This window comes from Bacillus sp. FDAARGOS_235 (assembly GCF_002073415.2).
Taxonomy (GTDB): domain Bacteria; phylum Bacillota; class Bacilli; order Bacillales; family Bacillaceae_G; genus Bacillus_A; species Bacillus_A toyonensis.
Map to the genome: position 1 here is coordinate 3,490,001 of NZ_CP020437.2, position 23,555 is coordinate 3,513,555.

Below are 23,555 nucleotides of genomic sequence, written 5' to 3' on the forward strand. Positions count from 1 at the left end.
CCCCGTAGTCGAAACTTCGTTCTCTCTTGAATGTATCCTGAGTACGGCGGAACACGTGAAATTCCGTCGGAATCTGGGAGGACCATCTCCCAAGGCTAAATACTCCCTAGTGATCGATAGTGAACCAGTACCGTGAGGGAAAGGTGAAAAGCACCCCGGAAGGGGAGTGAAAGAGATCCTGAAACCGTGTGCCTACAAATAGTCAGAGCCCGTTAATGGGTGATGGCGTGCCTTTTGTAGAATGAACCGGCGAGTTACGATCCCGTGCGAGGTTAAGTTGAAGAGACGGAGCCGCAGCGAAAGCGAGTCTGAATAGGGCGTTTAGTACGTGGTCGTAGACCCGAAACCAGGTGATCTACCCATGTCCAGGGTGAAGTTCAGGTAACACTGAATGGAGGCCCGAACCCACGCACGTTGAAAAGTGCGGGGATGAGGTGTGGGTAGCGGAGAAATTCCAATCGAACCTGGAGATAGCTGGTTCTCCCCGAAATAGCTTTAGGGCTAGCCTTAAGTGTAAGAGTCTTGGAGGTAGAGCACTGATTGAACTAGGGGTCCTCATCGGATTACCGAATTCAGTCAAACTCCGAATGCCAATGACTTATCCTTAGGAGTCAGACTGCGAGTGATAAGATCCGTAGTCAAGAGGGAAACAGCCCAGATCGCCAGCTAAGGTCCCAAAGTGTGTATTAAGTGGAAAAGGATGTGGAGTTGCTTAGACAACTAGGATGTTGGCTTAGAAGCAGCCACCATTTAAAGAGTGCGTAATAGCTCACTAGTCGAGTGACTCTGCGCCGAAAATGTACCGGGGCTAAATACACCACCGAAGCTGCGAATTGATACCAATGGTATCAGTGGTAGGGGAGCGTTCTAAGTGCAGTGAAGTCAGACCGGAAGGACTGGTGGAGCGCTTAGAAGTGAGAATGCCGGTATGAGTAGCGAAAGACGGGTGAGAATCCCGTCCACCGAATGCCTAAGGTTTCCTGAGGAAGGCTCGTCCGCTCAGGGTTAGTCAGGACCTAAGCCGAGGCCGACAGGCGTAGGCGATGGACAACAGGTTGATATTCCTGTACCACCTCTTTATCGTTTGAGCAATGGAGGGACGCAGAAGGATAGAAGAAGCGTGCGATTGGTTGTGCACGTCCAAGCAGTTAGGCTGATAAGTAGGTAAATCCGCTTATCGTGAAGGCTGAGCTGTGATGGGGAAGCTCCTTATGGAGCGAAGTCTTTGATTCCCCGCTGCCAAGAAAAGCTTCTAGCGAGATAAAAGGTGCCTGTACCGCAAACCGACACAGGTAGGCGAGGAGAGAATCCTAAGGTGTGCGAGAGAACTCTGGTTAAGGAACTCGGCAAAATGACCCCGTAACTTCGGGAGAAGGGGTGCTTTCTTAACGGAAAGCCGCAGTGAATAGGCCCAAGCGACTGTTTAGCAAAAACACAGGTCTCTGCGAAGCCGTAAGGCGAAGTATAGGGGCTGACACCTGCCCGGTGCTGGAAGGTTAAGGAGAGGGGTTAGCGTAAGCGAAGCTCTGAACTGAAGCCCCAGTAAACGGCGGCCGTAACTATAACGGTCCTAAGGTAGCGAAATTCCTTGTCGGGTAAGTTCCGACCCGCACGAAAGGTGTAACGATTTGGGCACTGTCTCAACCAGAGACTCGGTGAAATTATAGTACCTGTGAAGATGCAGGTTACCCGCGACAGGACGGAAAGACCCCGTGGAGCTTTACTGTAGCCTGATATTGAATTTTGGTACAGTTTGTACAGGATAGGCGGGAGCCATTGAAACCGGAGCGCTAGCTTCGGTGGAGGCGCTGGTGGGATACCGCCCTGACTGTATTGAAATTCTAACCTACGGGTCTTATCGACCCGGGAGACAGTGTCAGGTGGGCAGTTTGACTGGGGCGGTCGCCTCCTAAAGTGTAACGGAGGCGCCCAAAGGTTCCCTCAGAATGGTTGGAAATCATTCGTAGAGTGCAAAGGCATAAGGGAGCTTGACTGCGAGACCTACAAGTCGAGCAGGGACGAAAGTCGGGCTTAGTGATCCGGTGGTTCCGCATGGAAGGGCCATCGCTCAACGGATAAAAGCTACCCCGGGGATAACAGGCTTATCTCCCCCAAGAGTCCACATCGACGGGGAGGTTTGGCACCTCGATGTCGGCTCATCGCATCCTGGGGCTGTAGTCGGTCCCAAGGGTTGGGCTGTTCGCCCATTAAAGCGGTACGCGAGCTGGGTTCAGAACGTCGTGAGACAGTTCGGTCCCTATCCGTCGTGGGCGTAGGAAATTTGAGAGGAGCTGTCCTTAGTACGAGAGGACCGGGATGGACGCACCGCTGGTGTACCAGTTGTTCTGCCAAGGGCATAGCTGGGTAGCTATGTGCGGAAGGGATAAGTGCTGAAAGCATCTAAGCATGAAGCCCCCCTCAAGATGAGATTTCCCATAGCGTAAGCTAGTAAGATCCCTGAAAGATGATCAGGTTGATAGGTTCGAGGTGGAAGCATGGTGACATGTGGAGCTGACGAATACTAATAGATCGAGGACTTAACCATATAATATGAAGCAATGTTATCTAGTTTTGAAAGAATATAAAAAACTTGTTGACTTTAAAAGTTAAATAAGTTACAATAATTCTTGTCTTAAATGAATACAGTCTGGTAATGATGGCAGAGAGGTCACACCCGTTCCCATACCGAACACGGAAGTTAAGCTCTCTAGCGCCGATGGTAGTTGGGACCTTGTCCCTGTGAGAGTAGGACGTTGCCAGGCAAATGGAGGATTAGCTCAGCTGGGAGAGCACCTGCCTTACAAGCAGGGGGTCGGCGGTTCGATCCCGTCATCCTCCACCATTTAGCCGACTTAGCTCAATTGGTAGAGCAACTGACTTGTAATCAGTAGGTTGGGGGTTCAAGTCCTCTAGTCGGCACCAGTAACTATGGCGGTTGTGGCGAAGTGGTTAACGCACCGGATTGTGGCTCCGGCATTCGTGGGTTCGATTCCCATCAGTCGCCCCATTTTTTCTTAAATAAATTAATATGCGGGTGTGGCGGAATTGGCAGACGCACCAGACTTAGGATCTGGCGCCTTTGGCGTGGGGGTTCGACTCCCTTCACCCGCACTTTTAATAAAATATCTCATAACATGTCTTGCGGAAGTAGTTCAGTGGTAGAATACAACCTTGCCAAGGTTGGGGTCGCGGGTTCGAATCCCGTCTTCCGCTCCAATTTTCAATATGACATGCCGGGGTGGCGGAACAGGCAGACGCACAGGACTTAAAATCCTGCGGTGGGTGACCACCGTGCGGGTTCGACCCCCGCCCTCGGCACCATATGCGCCCGTAGCTCAATTGGATAGAGCGTTTGACTACGGATCAAGAGGTTAGGGGTTCGACTCCTCTCGGGCGCGCTTTTATTAACGGGAAGTGGCTCAGCTTGGTAGAGCACCTGGTTTGGGACCAGGGGGTCGCAGGTTCAAATCCTGTCTTCCCGATATTCCCAAAAACATGGGGCCTTAGCTCAGCTGGGAGAGCGCCTGCCTTGCACGCAGGAGGTCAGCGGTTCGATCCCGCTAGGCTCCACTTATTTTTATATTACTTATGGCGGTGTAGCTCAGCTGGCTAGAGCGTACGGTTCATACCCGTGAGGTCGGGGGTTCGATCCCCTCCGCCGCTACCATAAGGACCTTTAGCTCAGCTGGTTAGAGCAGACGGCTCATAACCGTCCGGTCGTAGGTTCGAGTCCTACAAGGTCCACCACTCAAAGTTTATATCTCGGAGGTATACCCAAGTTCGGCTGAAGGGATCGGTCTTGAAAACCGACAGGCGGCGAGAGTCGCGCGGGGGTTCGAATCCCTCTACCTCCTCCATTTTTTCTAAATTAAATATTTTATCATCGCGGGGTGGAGCAGCACGGTAGCTCGTCGGGCTCATAACCCGAAGGTCGCAGGTTCAAATCCTGTCCCCGCAACCAAATGGTCCCGTGGTGTAGTGGTTAACATGCCTGCCTGTCACGCAGGAGATCGCCGGTTCGACCCCGGTCGGGACCGCCATTTTTTTACATAAAGGCTCGGTAGCTCAGTCGGTAGAGCAGAGGACTGAAAATCCTCGTGTCGGCGGTTCGATTCCGTCCCGAGCCACCATTTTGAAATCGCAAGCCGGCTTAGCTCAATTGGTAGAGCAACTGACTTGTAATCAGTAGGTTGGGGGTTCAAGTCCTCTAGCCGGCACCACTTTCAAAATGAGCCATTAGCTCAGTTGGTAGAGCATCTGACTTTTAATCAGAGGGTCGAAGGTTCGAATCCTTCATGGCTCACCATTTACAATTTAATGCGGGTGTAGTTTAGTGGTAAAACAAGAGCCTTCCAAGCTCTGGTCGAGAGTTCGATTCTCTTCACCCGCTTTTCAATTATGGGCCTATAGCTCAGCTGGTTAGAGCGCACGCCTGATAAGCGTGAGGTCGATGGTTCGAGTCCATTTAGGCCCACCATAATTGTTCCGCAGTAGCTCAGTGGTAGAGCTATCGGCTGTTAACCGATCGGTCGTAGGTTCGAGTCCTACCTGCGGAGCCATATTATAGAGAAGTACCCAAGTGGCTCAAGGGGCTCCCCTGCTAAGGGAGTAGATCGCGAACGCGGTGCGAGGGTTCGAATCCCTTCTTCTCTGCCAGAATTGGCCCGTTGGTCAAGTGGTTAAGACACCGCCCTTTCACGGCGGTAACACGGGTTCGAATCCCGTACGGGTCATACTAAAAGAGATAGCATAATCTGCTATCTCTTTTTTGTTGTGTAAAAGTGGGCTTTGGATAGTCTGCTTTTTTTTATGGATTTCTTGTATACTTTTTTCTATTTGAATCGTCTAACTAATAGAAAGGAGAGAGCGATGGAGTATGAAAAAATCATTATAGAAACATCTAAAAGCATTTATAGGTATTTACTTAAAATTGGAGTACCACCAGTAGAAGCAGAAGATATCGTTCAAGACACGATACATAAGGCATTAGTATCTATACCGAATATGAAAATTACGTATATAAAAACATGGTTATTTCAAGTTGCGATTAATAGGCATCGTGATCTAGCAAGAAGGCAACAGCGTATTGAACAAATCCCGATTGAATCTGTTCAATTAATTGGAGCAAAAGGATTAGATGAACCACTTTTAAGAAAAGAGCTTCAAGTAGAAATACAAAGCATACTTGGAAAGATGAATCCAGTATATAAACATATTCTTTTATTAAAGTATGACTATGAACTCTCATATAAGGAGATAGCAACCGTATTAGAGATGAAAGAAGAGACCGTACGTGTTTCTTTGTATAGGGCTCGCAATGAGTTTAAAAAGCTGTATGGGAGGTTTGAAGATGAGCAGAGATGATTTCGATTTTGATATAGATTCAAGTAAAGTATCAAAAATGTTGAAGAAGGCGAAGCGAAGACAATTATTAAAAATTACAGTAATTTCGATTTCACTTTTTATTGTTCTATTCTTTGGTTTTATAATAGTAATTTCACAATTGAACAATAGAGCTTACTTAACTATGGATCGTGACTTAAATATGATAAGACAAATTACAAGACCTAATACGGAAAGAGGCGTAGCAATTACTTCTAACGGTTTATTTAAAAGCACAGTAGAGTATAAAACATATAAGGTTATTGAAGGGAAACCTGTTAAGTGGGAAGATGAAGTGTATGAGTATAAAGTTTGGAATACATTTCGCCGATTATCGAATGTAAATCCATTAACAATATCAGATAATGTTGTAATGGGGAATGAACGTATTAATAAGACAAGTGAATTGTATAATAATCAAACGATGGAAAGAGAGATGCAGTTTTATCTCCCATTTGCTTCATATAATCGTTATATAAATGATATAGAGAAAATAAAAGATGAAAAGAAAGTAGCTGAATTGGCTATATCTTTTGATAAACCGTATAAAGTGTCTGAAATAAAAGAGATACTTCCAGAAGGGGTGCATCCTGTTTGGTATTGGGTAGATACGTATGATGATAAAAAATCATATTCTATTGATGATATGACCGAAAGTGCTTATAATGTGTACGGTTTTAAAGCAAAACCAGGTGATATTGAATTTGGAAATGGAACGGAAAAAGATTTTCTTTTAGCAATTCAAAATGGACTGGAGCAAAAGGGAAAGTATTATGAGGAATATGAACGTATATATGACTACCTAAAAGGAAAGAAAATAAAACCAAGTGAGCAAGATGTAAAAGTTATCGGTGTTGTTGTGACGGGAACGGCTGTGGATTTACAAAAATTAAACGGTCAAAATTACGTAAAAGCTGCTGTTTTAGGGGCTACTGCGGAAAATAAATAATATATAGAAGAAGCTGTCTCCCAATAAGTAATCTACTGGAGACAGCTTTTTATGTTGTCATTATTGTCGAGTTTTGTCGGTAAGTCGATATATTGCAAAAATCGCTGATATAATTTGAGTTACGATCGATAAATTTCAATAATCGCTGATATATTTGAAGTTACGGTCGATATATTCTAATAATCGCCGATATAATTTCACTTATCGACAAAAACCATAAGAAAAACCCTTTCACAATCTAAAGAAAACGTCTCCATTGAAATGGATTCCACACCTATTCCAATAACTTTACACTCTATGTGAAAAAGTTCACAAATAGGCCATAAATTGTGAAGTAATTCACAATGATACGTGCTACAATATGAATGTAAAGAAGTTAAACAACATTAAATTAGTATTTTAATTAATTACTTAAACAATCATAAAAAAATATATGTGAACAATAGAGAGGGGAAATTAACATGAAAAAAGGTATCAATCGTGTAGTATTAGTAGGAACAGGAGCTGTAGGTTGTAGTTACGCTTACTCAATGATCAACCAAGGTGTAGCTGAAGAATTCGTACTTGTAGATGTTAATGAAGCAAAAGCAGAAGGGGAAGCAATGGACTTAAGCCATGCGGTACCATTCTCTCCATCACCAACAAAAGTTTGGAGCGGTAGCTATGCAGATTGTAAAGATGCAGATTTAGTAGTTATCACTGCGGGATTACCACAAAAACCAGGTGAAACTCGTTTAGACTTAGTTGAGAAAAATACAAAGATCTTTAAACAAATCGTTCGCGGTATTATGGATAGCGGATTCGATGGAATCTTCTTAATCGCAACTAACCCAGTTGACATTTTAACTTACGTAACTTGGAAAGAATCTGGTCTACCAAAAGAGCGCGTAATCGGTTCTGGTACAACTTTAGACTCTGCTCGTTTCCGTTACATGTTAGGTGACTACTTAGATGTAGATCCACGTAACGTTCATGCTTACATCGTTGGTGAGCACGGTGATACTGAACTTCCAGTATGGAGCCACGCTACTATCGGTGTACAAAAACTAGAAACAATCTTAGCTAACAACGAACAGTACAATCAAGAAGACTTAGATAAAATTTTCGAAAACGTACGTGATGCAGCTTATCATATCATCGAGCGTAAAGGTGCAACTTACTACGGAATCGGTATGTCACTACTTCGTGTAACTAAAGCAATCTTAAACAACGAGAACAGCGTATTAACTGTATCTGCATACCTTGAAGGTCAATACGGTGAGAAAGATGCTTACGTAGGTGTTCCAGCTGTAATTAACCGCGAAGGTGTACGTGAAATTGTAGAACTTGAGCTAAATGAAGAAGAAAAAGTGAAATTCGCTCATTCTGTAAAAGTATTAAAAGAAACAATGGCACCAGTACTATAATAATTGCTAAATAATTCAGAGGTGGGAAACTGCTTCTTACCTCTGAACTTATATAATTTAATATAAATTCCTTTTCCGGTTTCCCTTGTATATCCCCAATATACCCCTTTTGCTGGATAAGGGTCGTTTATAGAAAAAGAGCACTCTACTTTACGTAGAGTGCTCTTTTTTATCCCGCTATTTGCCGGGCAGTAAGACCCCGATTGGTGTGGGCTAATAATCAGTGGGGATGAACAAACCCCCCACTGATTAAAGTTTCACTTTATTATTTTTTAGGCGTTAAGCCCAATTTCTTTAAAATATCTGCGAGTGTACCGCTTTTTGATTTTTCTACAGCTGTTTGTGCTTTAGATGCATCTGGTCCTTTTTTCAAGAAGTTCTTTTCAACGAAACGAATGTCTTTTTCATCGACAATTCCGTCGCTATTAAGGTCGCCGCCTTTTACAGATACTCCTTTTTTACCATAGTTGCTAGCGATAATTTCAGCATCTTTAATATCAATGACTTTATCACCATTTACATCACCGGCAAGGTTTTCATCAGGTCGTGCATAATAATATTGGCCAAGTAGCTTACCATCTTTTTCAGTACCTAATTTTGTTGTTAGACGGCTTGTTAAATGCCCTGGTACTTCTAAGTATAAATTATAGTCACGATTATTAACAGGAAGTCCATTCAGTTTGAAGTATCCGTATTTATCTAGTGAGCCTTCAAATTTATGACGGTAAGAATCAGTTGCATATACTTTTACACCAAGCTTTGTATAATCGAGCTTTTCATCTAAATATCCACGTTCATTTAAGAATGCACCAGGTTTAATATTTCCTTCTACTAGTGAGTTTAAGGACATAACTGAGAATGTTTGATCTTGAAGTACACGCATTCTATTCGGTTCTGTTTCACCTTGTTTCCAGTAAACAAAAATTGGTGATTCTAATTGGGCATTTGCTTCATAAAATTCATCATTTTCTACTTTGAAAGTTACATCAATGAACGGGAAATCACCATCTAATCCGGCGAAGTTTTTATCATCGATAGATCCGCCTATTGTAACAGAACCGGCTTCTAATTTCGGCTCATTCACTTTTGCGATTACACCTTTTTCAGAAAGTAGCTTTTCAAAAGCAGGATTCAATTTCGCATTTGCAAATTTGAAATTTTTCTCTAGGAATTTTACGTTAAATTCCCCTGCAACAAATTGTTTTACGTGTTTTGCGTTTAGTGTTACAGTAAGTTCATCATTTTTGTATACTTCTTTTTTATCATAACTAGTTTTCGCATATTGAGCACCTTGTGGGATAAACCAATAGTTATTTACACCGCTTGGATAATCAGGACCTGCAGTTGCATAATCGAAAATATATACGCCTGTGTTCATTGGTCCTTCTACTTTAAAGGATTCAGGGGTAATGCCAACTTTAAAGTCACCATCTGCATTAATAGGTAAAAACTTATGCAAGTATGGAGAATAGTCATAATACATAACTCCGTTCGCTTCTTGCGTAATGTTTAAACCTTTATAGGCCTCCGGTAATTTGTATTTTAAAAATTATTTCTCCACGCCTTTTGTTTGCTCGGCATGGAATGTCCAGTTTAGCTGTAAGGAATCACCTTGGAATTTATTTTGATCTTGGTCTTGGTCGTTGTCTTCAAAGGAGAAGAGCACGTGTAAATAATCTGTTTCACCAGATGTAATACCGTCTATTAAGTTATGACGTTCTAAAGATGTAGCTACATCCTCAGGTTTCATAGTTTTTAATTTTGATAGTTTTGTTTCCCACAAAATTTCATGATCATCGTTTGGATTCGATGGCTTTCCATCATTCACTAGAAACTTTACGATAATGTGGTCGCCTAAATCTTCACCGTCATTATTTAGCTTTGCATCTGTAACTTCATAGGATGTTTCAAGTGCTACTTTTGCAATATCCAATGACCCTTTATTTTCAAGCGTGAAATTTTTTTCAATAAAGTCACCTGGCTTTAAATCTTTCACATCAACGATTACACTTGGATTAATAGAAAGATCTAGTGTTCCAGCTTGAAATGAGTTACTAGATGTTTCAGAATCACTGAAGTAGGCGAATACACCGCCGCATGTAAGTGATAAGCCAAGCGTTGCTGTGACAACTCCCATTCCTACTTTTTGTTTCAATGACCTAAGAAAGCCCCCTAATATGATTTTTTATGAAACGTTCGTAAAGTAAACACAGTATTCTAGTATGAATTATATTTACGAAAGTGTAATGTTCTTTATTGAGAACGAGTATATGCTGATGAATTTTGCATTTCAATAAAATTATGACAAAAAATATTGAGAAATATTTTTTTATGACAGATTGTTTTGCTGCGGTTTTAAGTAGAAAATAGCATGAAAAATAGGCTAAACCTAATAAAATAGAGGTTGAGAAAAAATGATAGTAAAAAAGATAGGGGAAAATGAAGCGTTTGCAATGAATATTCGTCAAAATTCGATATTTTACACGGAAATGTGAAGAAAAACCAACGTTTTTAAGAAAAAAACGAATATTTTTTATAAATTAACAAGGATATCACAGTTTTTTGCAGAAATAGTTAAAGTATAAAAAATTCTGTCATCTTAGTGAGGTGAGCATATTGAGTGTAATAAATTGTGAAAAAGTGAAACGAGATGAGTTTCATACAGAAAAGTACTATGAGAGTTATAGCATCTTTGGCGCACATATTGTGACGGAAGATGAGATGCGAGGGGTACGATTTACAGTATGGGCTCCTCATGCGAAAGCAATGAGTGTTGTTGGCGATTTTAATGAATGGGATTATGAGCAACATAAGATGCTACAAGAGACAGAAGAGGGAATTTGGTCCTTGTTTATACCGCATATTGAAGAAAGGGAAATATATAAATATGCGATTGAAACGATGGCTGGTGACGTCATTTTTAAGGCAGATCCGTACGCTGTATATGCAGAAGTAAGACCGAATACGGCATCTGTAGTTTTTGATATGAGGGGATACGAATGGAATGATAAAAACTGGAGTCGTAAGAAAAAGAAAAAGCCGGTTTATAAAGAAGCGATGACAGTTTATGAATTACATTTCGGTTCCTGGAAGAAGAAAGAAGATGGAACGCTGTATTCTTATAGGGAAATGGTAGAAGAACTCATTCCGTATGTGGTGGAACATCAATTTACACATATTGAAATCATGCCGCTTGTTGAGCATCCATATGATCGTTCTTGGGGATATCAAGGGACGGGATATTATGCAGCAACGAGTAGATTCGGCACACCACATGATTTGATGTATTTTGTCGATGAATGTCATAAATATGGAATCGGTGTCATTTTAGATTGGGTGCCGGGGCATTTTTGTAAAGATGCTCACGGTCTATATTTGTTTGATGGGACACCGACTTATGAATATAAAGATAAGGATGTACAAGAAAACCAAGTATGGGGAACTGTCAATTTTGATTTAGGAAAAAGGGAAGTACGTAATTTCTTAATTTCAAATGCGTTATTTTGGATGAGATATTTCCATATTGACGGTTTCAGGGTGGATGCAGTTGCGAATATGTTGTACTGGAATAAAGAAGGACAGGAGCAAAGTAATGAGCACGCTGTTTCATTTTTACGAGAGTTAAATGAAGCGGTATTTGCAGAGGATGAAGACTTTCTTATGACAGCAGAAGATTCAACAGCTTGGCCACTTGTAACAGCTCCAACTTATGAAGGTGGACTTGGATTCAATTACAAATGGAATATGGGCTGGATGAATGACGTGCTGAAATATATGGAGTGTGCACCTGAATACAGGAAGTATATTCATGAGAAAATAACATTCTCTTTACTATATGCTTACTCTGAAAACTTCATATTACCGCTTTCTCATGATGAAGTCGTTCACGGGAAAAAGTCGTTATTAAATAAAATGCCAGGAGATTACTGGGATAAGTTTGCTCAGCTTCGTTTATTATATGGATATTTATTTACTCATCCAGGAAAGAAATTACTTTTCATGGGAGGAGAATTTGGGCAGTTTGATGAGTGGAAAGACCTTGAAGATTTAGATTGGAATTTACATGATTTTGAAATGCATCGTTATATGCATGATTACTTTAAAGAGCTCATAGCATTGTATAAGCGCTCAAAACCACTTTGGCAGCTTGATCATTCACCTGAAGGATTTCAGTGGATTGATGCTAATAATAATGAGCAAAGTATTTTCTCGTTTATTCGCCAAGGAGATAAACAAGAAGATGCGTTAGTTGTCGTATGTAATTTTACGAAAGCTACATATGAAAACTATAAAGTAGGTGTGCCAGATTTCGAGTATTATAACGAGATTTTAAACAGTGATGCGGAGCAATATGGCGGCTCGGGGCAAGTGAATAAAAAACGTCTTAAGGCGACTCTAGAACCGTACCATAATCAAGAGGCACATGTAGAAATTACAATTCCACCATTTGGCGTATCCATATTACGACCAGTGAAGACTAGAAAGGGGAGCAAAAAACAAGATGGCTCAAAAACAAAAGTGCGTAGCAATGTTACTAGCAGGGGGAAAAGGTAGTCGTTTAAGTGCATTGACAAAAAATTTAGCCAAGCCAGCTGTTCCATTTGGTGGTAAATATCGCATTATTGATTTTACGTTAAGTAATTGTGCGAATTCTGGTATTGAAACGGTTGGGATTTTGACGCAGTATCAACCGCTCGAACTTCATAATTATATCGGAATCGGCAATGCTTGGGATTTAGACCGAGTAAACGGTGGAGTCACAGTATTACCTCCTTATGCGGAGTCTTCAGGTGTGAAGTGGTACACAGGTACAGCAAGTGCCATTTATCAAAACTTAAACTATTTAAGTCAGTACGAACCAGAGTATGTCCTTATTTTATCAGGCGATCATATTTATAAAATGGATTACAGTAAAATGCTAGATTACCATGTTGAGAAAGAAGCGGACGTTTCGATTTCTGTTATTGAAGTGCCTTGGGATGAAGCGAGTCGCTTTGGCATTATGAATACGAATGAAGAGATGGAAATTGTTGAGTTTGAAGAGAAACCGCAATTTCCAAGAAGTAATCTTGCATCAATGGGAATCTATATTTTTAACTGGGCAATTTTGAAAGAGTATTTAGAAATGGATGCAAGAAATCCTGAATCTAGTAATGATTTCGGAAAAGATGTACTTCCGCTTTTATTAGATGAAGGGAAGAAGCTAATGGCGTATCCGTTTGAAGGATATTGGAAAGATGTTGGAACAGTGAAAAGCTTATGGGAAGCGAATATGGATTTACTTCGCGATGAAACATCATTGAATTTAAATGATCGTAACTGGCGTATTTATTCTGTCAATCCAAACGAACCGCCTCAATATATTGCGGAAAAGGCAAAAGTGGAAGAATCACTGATTAACGAAGGGTGCGTCATTGAAGGGGACGTGAAGCATTCTGTCTTATTCCAAGGGGTGACGGTGGAAGAAGGTAGTATGGTTATTGATTCCGTCGTTATGCCAGGAGCGAAGATTGGGAAAAATGTTGTGATTGAAAGAGCAATTGTTGGATCGGAAATGGTTATTGAAGATGGAACAATCATTCGTCCAGAAAAAAATGTTGACGATGTAGTATTAATTGCTGAAGGGAAATAGAAAAGGGGGATGAAATGAATGGGAGAAAAAATGTTAGGAATTATTAATGCAACGGGAAGTTTTACTTCCTTACAGAAAGTAACAGGGCATCGTTCACTAGCGGCGCTACCGTTTGGGGGCCGTTATCGACTCATTGATTTCATGCTTTCCAATATGGTGAATTCTAATATTCATAGTGTGGCGGTTTTTACAAGCCATAAAAACCGTTCGTTAATGGACCATGTTGGTTCAGGGAAACAGTGGGATTTAGATAGAAAACGTGACGGATTGTTTTTATTCCCACCAAATTGCCAATGTGACCAAGATGAGTTTGGATCTTTTGCACATTTTAGAAGACATATTGATTATTTTCTAAGAAGCAGAGAAGAATACGTTGTTATTACGAATAGCCATCTCGTAACAGCATTAAATTTCCAGGCGGTGTTAGAGCGGCATATACATACGGCAGCTGATATTACTGAAGTTTGCCATGAAGGGGTTTCGCTTCAAACATACGTGTTAAAGAAACAATTATTGTTAGATTTATTTGAGACATATAAAGATGTGGAGCAATACAGTTTATTTGATGTAGTGAGAGAAAAGCGCGGAAAATCACTGCATATTGCTACGTATGAGCATACAGGATATGTAGCTATTATTGACTCGATTGAAAGTTACTATAAACATAGCTTAGAAATTTTGCAACCTGCTATTTGGAAGCAATTATTTAAGAAAGAAGCACCGATTTTTACGAAAGTAAAAGATGAGCCACCAACTCGTTACCTAAAGGGTGCAGTCGTGAAAAATACAATGATTGCAAATGGCAGTATTATTGAAGGGGAAGTAGAAAACAGTGTTGTTTCCCGTTCTGTTAAAATTGGAAAAGGTTCAATTGTTCGTAATAGTATTATTATGCAAAAGAGCCAAATTGGAGATAACTGTATAATAGACGGTGTTATTATTGATAAAGACGTGAAAATTGGTGACGGTGTCGTTTTAAAAGGAAACACCGATGAGCCGTACGTTGTAGAAAAAGGAAGCATTCAAAACAGTACGATTAATAGTTATTCTTGAAGAATCAGTGGGGGGCTTTCCTCCACTGATTAAAGTTTTAATTTAAATGAAAACTCGAAGGGAGGAAGCTGCAAGAAGAGTAATATATGCTTTTCGAGCAGTGGGACAACAAGTGAATATTTTATTTGCAGTATCAGAATGTGTACCGTTTGTTAAATCGGGAGGATTAGCTGATGTAGCAGGTGCGCTCCCAAAAGAGCTTAAAAAATTAGGTGTGAATGTACGTATTATACTTCCGAATTATAGTCTTATTCCGCAAAAATTAAGAGATGGATGTACGCTTCATAAAGTAATTAACGTTCCTCTTGGCTGGAGAAATCAATATTGCGGAATTTTAAAAGGTGAGCAAGACGGGATTACGTATTATTTAATAGACAATGAATATTATTTTAAGAGGGATTCTTTGTACGGTCATTATGATGACGGAGAGCGTTTTTCTTATTTTTCGAAGGCAGTTTTAGAGTGTATTCCGCATCTTGATTTTGAAGTGGATGTTCTTCATAGCCATGATTGGCATACCGCTATGGTTAATTTCTTACTTCGCGAAAAGTATCAAGACAACCCATTATATGAGCGTATTAAAACGGTATATACAATTCATAACCTGCAGTTCCAAGGTGTATTTTCTCCTGAAGTGATGTACGACCTGTTAGAGCTTGGTGATGAATATTTTCATAGTGAGCAGCTAGAGTTTTATGGAAATGTGAACTTTATGAAAGGCGGTATTATCGCTTCTGATCAAATTACAGCGGTTAGCCCGACATATAAAGAAGAAATACAATATGAGTTTTTCGGTGAGAAATTAGATGGATTGCTACGAAAATATAATGATAAGCTGAGTGGCATTGTAAATGGAATTGACACGAGCGTATATAACCCAGAAACGGACTCGTATATTACAGCTCAGTATGATGCAGAGTCATTATATGAAAAAAATGAAAATAAACGTGCATTGCAGCGTTATTTTGGTTTGCCAGAAAAAGAGGATACACCAATTATTGCAATGGTCACGAGATTAACGAAACAAAAAGGTCTTGATTTAGTACGTACTGTATTCCGTGAAATAATGGAAGAAGATGTACAATGTATTATTTTAGGATCCGGTGATTCAGAATACGAGCAGTTCTTTGAATGGATGGCATATGAGTATCCAGAGAAGGTGAAGGTATATATCGGATTTAATGAGGAGCTTGCGCATCAAGTGTATGCGGGAAGCGATCTATTTTTAATGCCGTCACTGTTTGAACCGTGTGGACTTGGACAACTTATCGCATTAGCGTACGGTACGATTCCGATTGTAAGAGAAACAGGTGGATTAAACGATACTGTACAATCTTATGATGAAGAAACAGGAGAAGGAAATGGTTTCAGTTTTACGAACTTCAATGCACATGACATGTTGTATACGGTTCGCCGTGCAATTGAATTTTATCACGAGAAGCCGGTATGGGAACAGCTTGTAACACAAGCGATGACTGAAGATTATAGTTGGGAGAAATCAGCTCTTGCTTATAAGAAATTGTATAAAAGTCTCATGGAATAACATGTAGGTGGTGAAAAAATGTTTACTCATGTTGAAAGTTTCAAATCAGCCTTTCTAGAAAAGTTAGAGACGATGTATGGGAAAAGTTTCAAAGACTCTACAACTCGTGATCAATATAATACGCTTGGGTACATGGTACGTGAGTATATGAATAGTCAATGGATTGCAACGAACGAAAGCTATCGGTCTGGAGAGCAAAAGCAAATGTATTACTTATCCATTGAGTTTTTACTTGGACGTTTGCTTGGAAGTAACATTTTAAATTTAGGCATCAGGGATGTATGTGAGCAGGGCCTTTCGGAGCTTGGGATTTCTTTGCAAGAGTTAGAAGAGGTGGAAGCAGATGCAGGTCTTGGAAATGGTGGGCTTGGACGTCTAGCAGCCTGTTTTCTTGATTCACTCGCATCTTTAAACTTACCAGGACACGGCTGTGGGATTCGTTACAAACATGGCTTGTTTGATCAAAAAATTGTTGATGGTTATCAAGTTGAGTTTCCAGAACAATGGCTTCTTCATGAAAATGTATGGGAAGTAAGAAGGCATGATCAAGCTGTAGAAGTAAGCTATTTTGGCAGTGTGGAGCCGTTAGAAATGGATGGACGTTTAGAGTTCAGGCATACGAATGCAGAAGTCATTATGGCGGTACCATATGATGTTCCAGTAGTAGGCTATGAGACGAGTACTGTAAATACGCTTAGGCTTTGGAATGCTGAACCAGTTCCTTTCCCGCAAAACTGCAAAGATATTTTGAAATATAAGCGTGAAACAGAGGCGGTATCGGAGTTTTTATATCCAGATGATACGCATGAAGAGGGGAAAATACTTCGCTTAAAACAACAGTATTTCCTCGTATCAGCAAGTTTACAAAATATCGTTCGTACGCATAGAGAAAGATATGGTGACCTTCGTCAATTACATGAAAAAATTGCGATTCATATTAATGATACACATCCGGTTTTAGCGATTCCAGAACTGATGCGTATTTTATTAGATGAAGAAAAACTAGCATGGGAAGAGGCTTGGCACATAACGACGCAAACGATTTCTTATACGAATCATACGACGTTATCAGAAGCGCTTGAGAAGTGGCCAATTCACATTTTTAAACCGTTATTACCGAGAATTTATATGATTATTGAAGAGATTAATGAACGTTTCTGTCATGAACTTTGGGAACGTTATCCGTACGAATGGCATCGCATTGAAGATATGGCGATTATTGCACATGATCTTGTGAAAATGGCTCATTTAGCAATTGTCGGTAGCCATAGCGTAAACGGTGTAGCAAAAATTCATACGGAAATTTTGAAGCAACGTGAAATGCGATTGTTTTATGAGTTTTATCCAGATAAGTTTAATAATAAGACGAATGGAATCGCTCATAGACGTTGGTTAATGAAGGCAAATCCGCAGCTGACGAACCTTATTTCAGAGGCGATTGGAACAGAGTGGAAGAAAGAACCGATTAAGCTGCAGGCGTTGCAAACAGTTCAATATGATGCGAGTTTCCAAGAGAAATTTGCAGAGGTAAAACAAGAGCGTAAAGAGATTTTAGCGGAGCGTATTCATAATAAAATGGGGGTTATAATTGATCCAAATTCTATTTTTGACGTGCAAGTAAAAAGACTGCATGCTTACAAGCGACAATTATTAAACGTTCTTCATATTTTATATTTGTATAACCGTTTGAAAGAGGATACTAGTTTTACATTTTATCCGCGTACTTTTATTTTTGGAGCGAAAGCATCACCTGGCTATTATTATGCGAAAAAAATTATTAAATTAATTAATGAACTCGCAAGGAAAGTAAATAACGATCCGTACGTAAGCCAATATATGAAAGTTATCTTTCTAGAAAACTATCGAGTTTCTGTAGCGGAAGATATATTCCCAGCGGCGGATGTAAGTGAACAAATTTCAACTGCGAGTAAAGAAGCATCAGGAACAGGAAATATGAAATTTATGATGAATGGTGCGATTACACTCGGCACATTAGACGGAGCTAATATTGAAATAAAAGACAGGGTCGGTGATGATAACTGTTTCATTTTCGGTTTAACGGCGGAAGAGGTTCTTCATTACTATCAAAATGGTGGATATCGTGCAAGTGATTATTATCACCACAATATGCATATTAAAAAAGTGGTAGATCAGTTAACGAATGGTTTCTTTGCACAGTCGGGAGCTGAATTTGAAGCAATTTACGATTCTCTCGTTATTCAAAATGATGAATATTTCGTTTTGCGAGATTTTGGTCCATATGCGGAAAGGCAAGAAGCTGTAGGGCGTACTTATGAAAATCGAACGAAATGGCTAGAAATGTCGATTTTAAATATTGCACAATCAGGTCATTTTGCGAGCGATCGAACGATTTTGCAGTACAGTAATGAAATTTGGGGTATTGGTAATACGGTTAAACAGCATTAAGTAAAAGTCCCTTTTGAAGGGACTTTTACTCATTATACAGAAGTGTGGTGAATGGCATATGAAGGGTATGTATGAACAAGGAGATTTAAAAACAAATAGATTAATTTTAACGAAGATACATGGTGCACATGCAGCTGATTTATTTGAAGTATATTCTAATGCGGAAACAGCTACATATGTACCGAGGGAAGTACATAAAACGAAAGAGGAAACTCATCGTTTATTAGAAAATATGTTTACAACGATACGAGATGGTAAGGCTCTTATATGGTCTATTATGCTGAATGATAACCAAAAGGTAATTGGAACATGTGGAATGTGGCTTATGCCACATAATAGTGCATCGATTGGAGCTGTAATTAGCCCAACATATTGGGGGAAAGGAGTTATTGTTGAAGCGTTAGAACAAGTTATAAAAGTTGGTTTTCAAGAATTAAATTTGAATCGTATTGAAGGGAGATGTAGTGTGAAAAATGTAGCTTCTGAACGTGTGATGCAAAAATTAAAAATGGTATATGAAGGTACATTGAGGCAAAATGTAAAAATGAATAATACGTACAGTGATTCTAAAGTGTATTCGCTTTTAAAACAGGAATACGATTGCTTCGCAAAGTAAACCGAGCTAAATGAGACTAAGCTCGGTTTACTTATTTTGCTTAAGAAAGAAATGGGATAGCGGTATAGATTATGCCTGTTCCACCATATTCTCCTGTCGCAAAGTATGAAAATGTAAAGAAACCTGTAACCGAAAAAATTACAATGAGAAAAAGTGCAAAGATAAACTTTAACATGTAAGGTCCCCTCATCCAAAAGTAAATTCATATATTATTATAGTATACGAATGTGTAATTTCCAATTGTTTACTGGTTAAAAATGAGAAGTCAGACATGTTTTGTATGTTGTCATGGAATGATTATTCGTAATAGATTTTGTATTTTTTGTAAATGTCATATTGTGATGAACGTGGGCATATTCCCAATCACGATCATTAAAATTTATGTTTCGCGGAGGGAGAAGTGGAACGACATCGAATAAATTTACAAAACGAAAGCTACTAGCTACTTGTAGTTTATAATAATTTCGAAAAGCGATATCTCCTACTTTTGGAGAAGCGAATGTATAAAGGCCATACTGTGCGAAGGCAGTATTGATACGTGCATCTAATATGTGTAATGTAGCAAGCGCACCACCTAAACTATGTCCGGTAGCTAGTAGTTTTTTATGGGCTGGCAATGATACGAGCATATCCATAATAGAATCTCGGCAAGATTCATAAATAGAAAGAAAGCCGTTATGGACATTTCCGCTGTTTAAAGCATATGGGTATGGCTTTTGGTTGACGAGTGAATCGATAATCCAGTCTGTATCTGTTTGTGTGCCCCGAAAAGCTACAATAATTGTATCCTCAGATTCTAATATGAATCCAAACCATTCTGTCATTTGAATGGTTTTTCCTTGAAAACCTTGTACATATTGAAAACCATCTGGTATTTCAAAAATCCCATTTTGTTTATATTGTTCATACGTTAACTCACAACAAGAAGCTAACAATATGGCAGTGTCTTTATCAAAGGATAAAGGAGTACGCATTAAGGAAGCCCTCCTTAAGAAAAGGTATGGTTAAATATATGCAGTGAGGGACTTGATTCATTCTTTTTGAGGGTTTTGAAAATGAGGATGGAACATTTAGTTATATGAGGGGGGAGGGGAAGCGTAGTCCACCTAAATAAAAAGCGCCCCATAAGGGCACTTTTACTCTTTTCCATCTAATAAACGACCAAGTCCACCTAAAACACTGCCTTCACCGGTGCTTTGAGCTGCTGGACTCGTAAGGCGTGCTGCTAAGCGGCTAAGTGTTAAGGACTGAATCCAAACCGTTCCAGGACCTTCTAGCGTTGCGAAGAATAAACCTTCACCGCCAAATAGAGCTGTTTTTACTTTTCCTACAAATTCAATATCATAGTTAACGTCTTTTGTCATGGCAACGAGACAACCTGTATCAATGCGAAGTTTCTCACCGGGTTTTAATTCGCGCTTATATACAGTTCCGCCTGCATGCATGAAAGCTAGACCATCACCTTCAAGTTTCTGCATGATGAAACCTTCACCACCAAAGAAACCAGTTCCTATTTTTTTAGTAAACTCAATTCCGATAGAAACACCTTTTGCAGCACAAAGAAACGCATCTTTTTGGCAAACTATTTTCCCTTGATATTCTGTTAAATCAACAGGAACAATTTTACCAGGATAAGGAGCAGCAAATGAGACGTGGCGTTTGCCGTGACCTGTATTTGTAAATACAGTCATAAACATGCTTTCACCTGTAACAAGACGCTTACCAGCCCCCATTAATTTTCCGAATAGACCGTTAGATGGTCCAGAACCATCACCGAAAATTGTCTCCATTTCGATGTAGTCTTCCATCATCATCATTGCCCCAGCTTCTGCGATAACACTCTCTTCTGGATCTAATTCAATTTCAACGAACTGCATATCGTCACCGTATAACTTATATTCGATTTCATGTGCCTTCATTTTTTTCACCTCATATGTAATATATATTTATATTGTACAGAATTTAATAGTATTAGAATACTCTAGTTTTGTTAATTTTCAAATAAAGTAAGGAGATGGAAATTCAACATTATATTAAAATTATAAAAAAATGATGGAATGAAAGTGTTCTCATTTGACGTTTTTCATATAGCGTGATATAGTGAAAGCACTATTGAGCTACATAATGTGGTACGGAAATAAAGCACGTTGTATTAAAGGCTGTAAGCTTGTTATACATTCATGTCCTTTATATCCACCTTTTCATGTGGATTCATAGTTTCATTTTTATTTAGGAGGTACATGACATGCAAACAGGTAAAGTTAAATGGTTTAACGGCGAAAAAGGTTTTGGCTTCATCGAAGTTGAAGGCGGAGAAGACGTATTCGTACATTTCTCAGCTATCCAAGGCGAAGGCTTCAAAACTTTAGAAGAAGGTCAAGAAGTTTCTTTCGAAATCGTTGAAGGAAACCGCGGACCACAAGCAGCTAACGTTACAAAAAACTAATTAGCTAGCGATAAAAAGCATTCCGAATTTCGGAATGCTTTTTTTTATCCCATAAACGTCCGAAGGGTGTGGGCTAATAATTAGTGGGGGATGGTCCCCACACTAATTAAAGTTTCACTTTACTCTTTGGAACTAGATTCATTTGAAGATAATTCGCCTTTGAAGGTACGCTCTTCAAAGTCATCAAGCATTTGTTCATACTCTTCATGTTCTTCTGTGGCGAAAACTTGTGGGTTTTTTCCATACATATCTGTACCGATAAAGTTTTCGAAATCCTCTACATATCCAACATTCTCTTCACTATTTACATACATACCATTATAATTTTTTGAATCTTGTCTTTCTAAATCAGACGGTGTTTCAGACGTTCCATAATTTGCGACATCTTGCCACGCATCTTCTGTATCGTACTCAACAGAATGATCTTCATCGTGCTTATGGAAAGAAGGAGCCAATACTTCTTCTTCAACTGGACGGGTCTCCATATTTAATTTATTTGTCGCGTGCTGTATGCATGTTGTAGCAGTCGGCATTGCTTCTAATCTTTCAAATGGAATTTCCACGCCAGACACTTCACAAATACCGTACGTACCTGCTTCTATTTTTTGCAAGGCATGTTTCGTATCCTCTAGCTGTTTATGCCAAAGCTCAATAAGCCCGAAATCTTTTTCACGTTCATATAGCTCTGTAGCCATATCACCTGGATGGTTATCATAGCTAGACAATTCTCCGACGGAATCGCGTTCAGAGGCACGATTTTCATTTTCATGAGTTTGTATTGTTTGCTCTAGTTCTTGTTTTTGTTTTTCTAAAACGGATTTAAATTGATTTACTTGTTGTGGAGTTAACATTGTCATCCACCTCCCTACAATTCAGTTTCTTTACATAGTATGAGCGTTGCGAGTAGGAATTATGAGCTGAAATTGGTATATGAAAAAGGAGCCGCATTAGCAGCTCCTTTTAAAGGAAATATCCAAGTAATAATCCGATTCCCATGAGGAGACCGAAGATTGTATTTGTTTTTGCTGTTGAAATCATCGCAGGTACCATTTCCATTGGAATGCTTTTGCCGATAAAACCTTTCGTCGCTTTAAATGCTTTCGGTGCACTTAAAAATACGATCAGCATCCATGGTGATACGATGCCCACGATAATTAAAGCAATTGTCCAAATGTAGGAAACGATGAACATAGAAGCAAGTACACCAACGGCTCTTTCACGTCCAACGAGAATTGCTAACGTTTTACGACCGTTTTCTTTATCGCCATCTAAGTCACGGATGTTATTAGCTAGTAAAATGGCACCAATTAAAATGGAGCTTGGAATAGATAGTAAAATGACTTCTGATGTTACAGTTCCAGTTTGAATAAAGAATGAAATCCCGATAATAATGACACCCATAAATAATCCGGCTGTTAACTCTCCAAATGGTGTATAGGCAATTGGAAGTGGGCCGCCTGTATAAAGGTAAGCAACGGCCATACAAACGAGACCGATTGCAGCAAGCCACCAGCTAGAATTCATACAAATATAAACGCCTAATAGCATTGCGATGCCAAAAAATCCAAATGCTAAGTTAAGCACTGTTTTTGGCTGAATGCCATCGCGAACGATAGCGCCGCCGATACCGACTGAACCTTCGTGATCGAGTCCTCTTTTATAATCAAAGTATTCATTAAACATGTTTGTTGCTGCTTGAATGAGAAGACAAGCAAGAAGCATCATAAGGAAAAGAGGGAGATGTATTTGATTTATACCTCCGACCTGCATCGCATATGCTGTTCCGATGAAAACAGGAACGAAAGCTGCTGTTAATGTATGGGGGCGTAGTAAACTCCACCAAATGCGCCAGCCTGTTTGTTTACTTGGCTTTGGCGCCGTAGGAGAGGAATTCGTTTCGACGTTCATTTCCATGTTGAATCCTCCTTAGGTCACATATTGTACACAATTAAGTGTAGAAAAAGCATCATTTAGTGTCAACGTTTATTTTCTAGGAAGAGAAGGTGAATTTCTCAGAAATGCTAAACGTTGACAGGTCTTTCGTTTGAGGTGTATCTTAAAATCAAGCGTAATTATGACTATTTTTCGCCCATAGGGGGGA

General features: G+C 39.7%; 16 protein-coding genes, 22 tRNA genes, 2 rRNA genes and 1 pseudogene (1 of these 41 cut by a window edge). 34 read left to right on the top strand and 7 right to left on the bottom strand.

Annotated features, from left to right (window positions below; all coding sequences use genetic code 11):
- The 27 genes from A6J74_RS19945 to A6J74_RS20075 all read left to right on the top strand — a co-directional run.
- Positions 1–2,545, top strand: a 23S ribosomal RNA gene (locus tag A6J74_RS19945) (it extends 377 nt beyond the left edge of the window).
- A 101-nt stretch (positions 2,546–2,646) separates the two neighbouring features.
- Positions 2,647–2,762: ribosomal RNA gene (gene rrf, locus A6J74_RS19950) — 5S ribosomal RNA — on the top strand.
- Positions 2,763–2,766: 4 nt separating this feature from the next.
- Positions 2,767–2,842: transfer RNA gene (locus tag A6J74_RS19955), tRNA-Val, on the top strand.
- Positions 2,843–2,846: 4 nt separating this feature from the next.
- Positions 2,847–2,922, top strand: a tRNA-Thr gene (locus A6J74_RS19960).
- 9 nt (positions 2,923–2,931) lie between these two features.
- Positions 2,932–3,007 (top strand) — tRNA-His (locus tag A6J74_RS19965).
- Between the two features lie 23 nt (positions 3,008–3,030).
- Positions 3,031–3,111, top strand: a tRNA-Leu gene (locus tag A6J74_RS19970).
- 30 nt (positions 3,112–3,141) lie between these two features.
- Positions 3,142–3,216 (top strand) — tRNA-Gly (locus A6J74_RS19975).
- Between the two features lie 16 nt (positions 3,217–3,232).
- A tRNA-Leu gene (locus A6J74_RS19980) sits at positions 3,233–3,321 on the top strand.
- Between the two features lie 3 nt (positions 3,322–3,324).
- A tRNA-Arg gene (locus A6J74_RS19985) sits at positions 3,325–3,398 on the top strand.
- Positions 3,399–3,408: 10 nt separating this feature from the next.
- A tRNA-Pro gene (locus A6J74_RS19990) sits at positions 3,409–3,482 on the top strand.
- Between the two features lie 15 nt (positions 3,483–3,497).
- Positions 3,498–3,570 (top strand) — tRNA-Ala (locus A6J74_RS19995).
- 20 nt (positions 3,571–3,590) lie between these two features.
- Positions 3,591–3,667: transfer RNA gene (locus tag A6J74_RS20000), tRNA-Met, on the top strand.
- Positions 3,668–3,670: 3 nt separating this feature from the next.
- Positions 3,671–3,747, top strand: a tRNA-Ile gene (locus tag A6J74_RS20005).
- Between the two features lie 17 nt (positions 3,748–3,764).
- Positions 3,765–3,857: transfer RNA gene (locus A6J74_RS20010), tRNA-Ser, on the top strand.
- A 27-nt stretch (positions 3,858–3,884) separates the two neighbouring features.
- Positions 3,885–3,961: transfer RNA gene (locus A6J74_RS20015), tRNA-Met, on the top strand.
- A 3-nt stretch (positions 3,962–3,964) separates the two neighbouring features.
- A tRNA-Asp gene (locus A6J74_RS20020) sits at positions 3,965–4,040 on the top strand.
- 14 nt (positions 4,041–4,054) lie between these two features.
- Positions 4,055–4,130: transfer RNA gene (locus A6J74_RS20025), tRNA-Phe, on the top strand.
- Between the two features lie 14 nt (positions 4,131–4,144).
- Positions 4,145–4,220 (top strand) — tRNA-Thr (locus A6J74_RS20030).
- A gap of 10 nt (positions 4,221–4,230) precedes the next feature.
- Positions 4,231–4,306: transfer RNA gene (locus A6J74_RS20035), tRNA-Lys, on the top strand.
- A 13-nt stretch (positions 4,307–4,319) separates the two neighbouring features.
- Positions 4,320–4,390: transfer RNA gene (locus A6J74_RS20040), tRNA-Gly, on the top strand.
- A 10-nt stretch (positions 4,391–4,400) separates the two neighbouring features.
- Positions 4,401–4,477 (top strand) — tRNA-Ile (locus A6J74_RS20045).
- A 7-nt stretch (positions 4,478–4,484) separates the two neighbouring features.
- Positions 4,485–4,559, top strand: a tRNA-Asn gene (locus tag A6J74_RS20050).
- A 6-nt stretch (positions 4,560–4,565) separates the two neighbouring features.
- Positions 4,566–4,656 (top strand) — tRNA-Ser (locus A6J74_RS20055).
- A gap of 5 nt (positions 4,657–4,661) precedes the next feature.
- Positions 4,662–4,733 (top strand) — tRNA-Glu (locus A6J74_RS20060).
- Positions 4,734–4,869: 136 nt separating this feature from the next.
- Entirely contained in the window at positions 4,870–5,364 is a 495-nt protein-coding gene (locus tag A6J74_RS20065; RefSeq protein WP_000455498.1) for an RNA polymerase sigma factor, read from the top strand.
- The gene (locus A6J74_RS20070; RefSeq protein WP_000085634.1) at positions 5,351–6,331 is read left to right on the top strand and encodes an anti sigma factor C-terminal domain-containing protein; all 981 of its coding nucleotides are present in this window, start codon (positions 5,351–5,353) and stop codon (positions 6,329–6,331) included. The genes A6J74_RS20065 and A6J74_RS20070 overlap by 14 nt, the downstream gene beginning before the upstream one ends.
- Before the next feature lie 461 nt (positions 6,332–6,792).
- Positions 6,793–7,737: an L-lactate dehydrogenase gene (locus tag A6J74_RS20075; protein ID WP_000715347.1), complete on the top strand. Its 945-nt coding sequence runs from the start codon at positions 6,793–6,795 to the stop codon at positions 7,735–7,737.
- A 265-nt stretch (positions 7,738–8,002) separates the two neighbouring features.
- On the opposite strand, the pseudogene A6J74_RS30490 reads toward A6J74_RS20075, so the two are convergent.
- Both A6J74_RS30490 and A6J74_RS20095 read right to left on the bottom strand, forming a co-directional pair.
- A pseudogene (locus tag A6J74_RS30490) lies at positions 8,003–9,256 on the bottom strand (dockerin type I domain-containing protein); the annotation flags it as partial.
- Positions 9,257–9,286: 30 nt separating this feature from the next.
- Positions 9,287–9,874, bottom strand: a complete 588-nt coding sequence (locus A6J74_RS20095; RefSeq protein ID WP_033659261.1) for a TasA family protein — start codon at positions 9,872–9,874, stop codon at positions 9,287–9,289.
- Positions 9,875–10,353: 479 nt separating this feature from the next.
- On the opposite strand from A6J74_RS20095, the gene glgB reads away from it, so the two are divergent.
- The 6 genes from glgB to A6J74_RS20125 all read left to right on the top strand — a co-directional run bounded on the left by glgB (position 10,354) and on the right by A6J74_RS20125 (position 19,008).
- Positions 10,354–12,291: a 1,4-alpha-glucan branching protein GlgB gene (gene glgB, locus A6J74_RS20100; protein ID WP_000111418.1), complete on the top strand. Its 1,938-nt coding sequence runs from the start codon at positions 10,354–10,356 to the stop codon at positions 12,289–12,291.
- The gene (glgC, locus tag A6J74_RS20105; protein ID WP_000057608.1) at positions 12,239–13,369 is read left to right on the top strand and encodes a glucose-1-phosphate adenylyltransferase; all 1,131 of its coding nucleotides are present in this window, start codon (positions 12,239–12,241) and stop codon (positions 13,367–13,369) included. Before glgB ends, glgC begins: the two co-directional genes overlap by 53 nt.
- An 18-nt stretch (positions 13,370–13,387) precedes the next feature.
- Positions 13,388–14,422 (top strand): glucose-1-phosphate adenylyltransferase subunit GlgD, encoded by a 1,035-nt coding sequence (gene glgD / locus A6J74_RS20110; RefSeq protein ID WP_000504178.1) that lies wholly within the window; start codon positions 13,388–13,390, stop codon positions 14,420–14,422.
- A gap of 112 nt (positions 14,423–14,534) precedes the next feature.
- Positions 14,535–15,965: a glycogen synthase GlgA gene (gene glgA / locus A6J74_RS20115; RefSeq protein WP_002104449.1), complete on the top strand. Its 1,431-nt coding sequence runs from the start codon at positions 14,535–14,537 to the stop codon at positions 15,963–15,965.
- Positions 15,966–15,983: 18 nt separating this feature from the next.
- The gene (glgP, locus tag A6J74_RS20120; protein WP_000494072.1) at positions 15,984–18,392 is read left to right on the top strand and encodes a glycogen phosphorylase; all 2,409 of its coding nucleotides are present in this window, start codon (positions 15,984–15,986) and stop codon (positions 18,390–18,392) included.
- Between the two features lie 58 nt (positions 18,393–18,450).
- The gene (locus A6J74_RS20125; protein ID WP_000677947.1) at positions 18,451–19,008 is read left to right on the top strand and encodes a GNAT family N-acetyltransferase; all 558 of its coding nucleotides are present in this window, start codon (positions 18,451–18,453) and stop codon (positions 19,006–19,008) included.
- Positions 19,009–19,048: 40 nt separating this feature from the next.
- Here the strand turns inward: A6J74_RS20125 and A6J74_RS30495 are convergent, their stop codons facing one another.
- The 3 genes from A6J74_RS30495 to A6J74_RS20140 form a co-directional block, all read right to left on the bottom strand.
- Entirely contained in the window at positions 19,049–19,183 is a 135-nt protein-coding gene (locus tag A6J74_RS30495; protein WP_000911069.1) for a hypothetical protein, read from the bottom strand.
- Positions 19,184–19,259: 76 nt separating this feature from the next.
- On the bottom strand, positions 19,260–19,982 hold the full coding sequence (locus A6J74_RS20135) for a lipase family protein (protein ID WP_001260116.1): 723 nt from the start codon (positions 19,980–19,982) through the stop codon (positions 19,260–19,262).
- A gap of 162 nt (positions 19,983–20,144) precedes the next feature.
- On the bottom strand, positions 20,145–20,927 hold the full coding sequence (locus tag A6J74_RS20140) for a TIGR00266 family protein (RefSeq protein WP_000643604.1): 783 nt from the start codon (positions 20,925–20,927) through the stop codon (positions 20,145–20,147).
- 326 nt (positions 20,928–21,253) lie between these two features.
- On the opposite strand from A6J74_RS20140, the gene cspD reads away from it, so the two are divergent.
- Entirely contained in the window at positions 21,254–21,454 is a 201-nt protein-coding gene (gene cspD / locus A6J74_RS20145; RefSeq protein ID WP_001193053.1) for a cold-shock protein CspD, read from the top strand.
- 119 nt (positions 21,455–21,573) lie between these two features.
- Here cspD and A6J74_RS20150 read toward each other — a convergent pair whose 3' ends face one another.
- Together A6J74_RS20150 and A6J74_RS20155 are read right to left on the bottom strand one after the other, a co-directional pair.
- Complete coding sequence (locus A6J74_RS20150; protein ID WP_000957401.1) at positions 21,574–22,305, bottom strand: yteA family sporulation protein; 732 nt, start codon at positions 22,303–22,305, stop codon at positions 21,574–21,576.
- Between the two features lie 109 nt (positions 22,306–22,414).
- Positions 22,415–23,368 (bottom strand): 1,4-dihydroxy-2-naphthoate polyprenyltransferase, encoded by a 954-nt coding sequence (locus A6J74_RS20155; protein ID WP_000425759.1) that lies wholly within the window; start codon positions 23,366–23,368, stop codon positions 22,415–22,417.
- Positions 23,369–23,555: the final 187 nt, after the last annotated feature.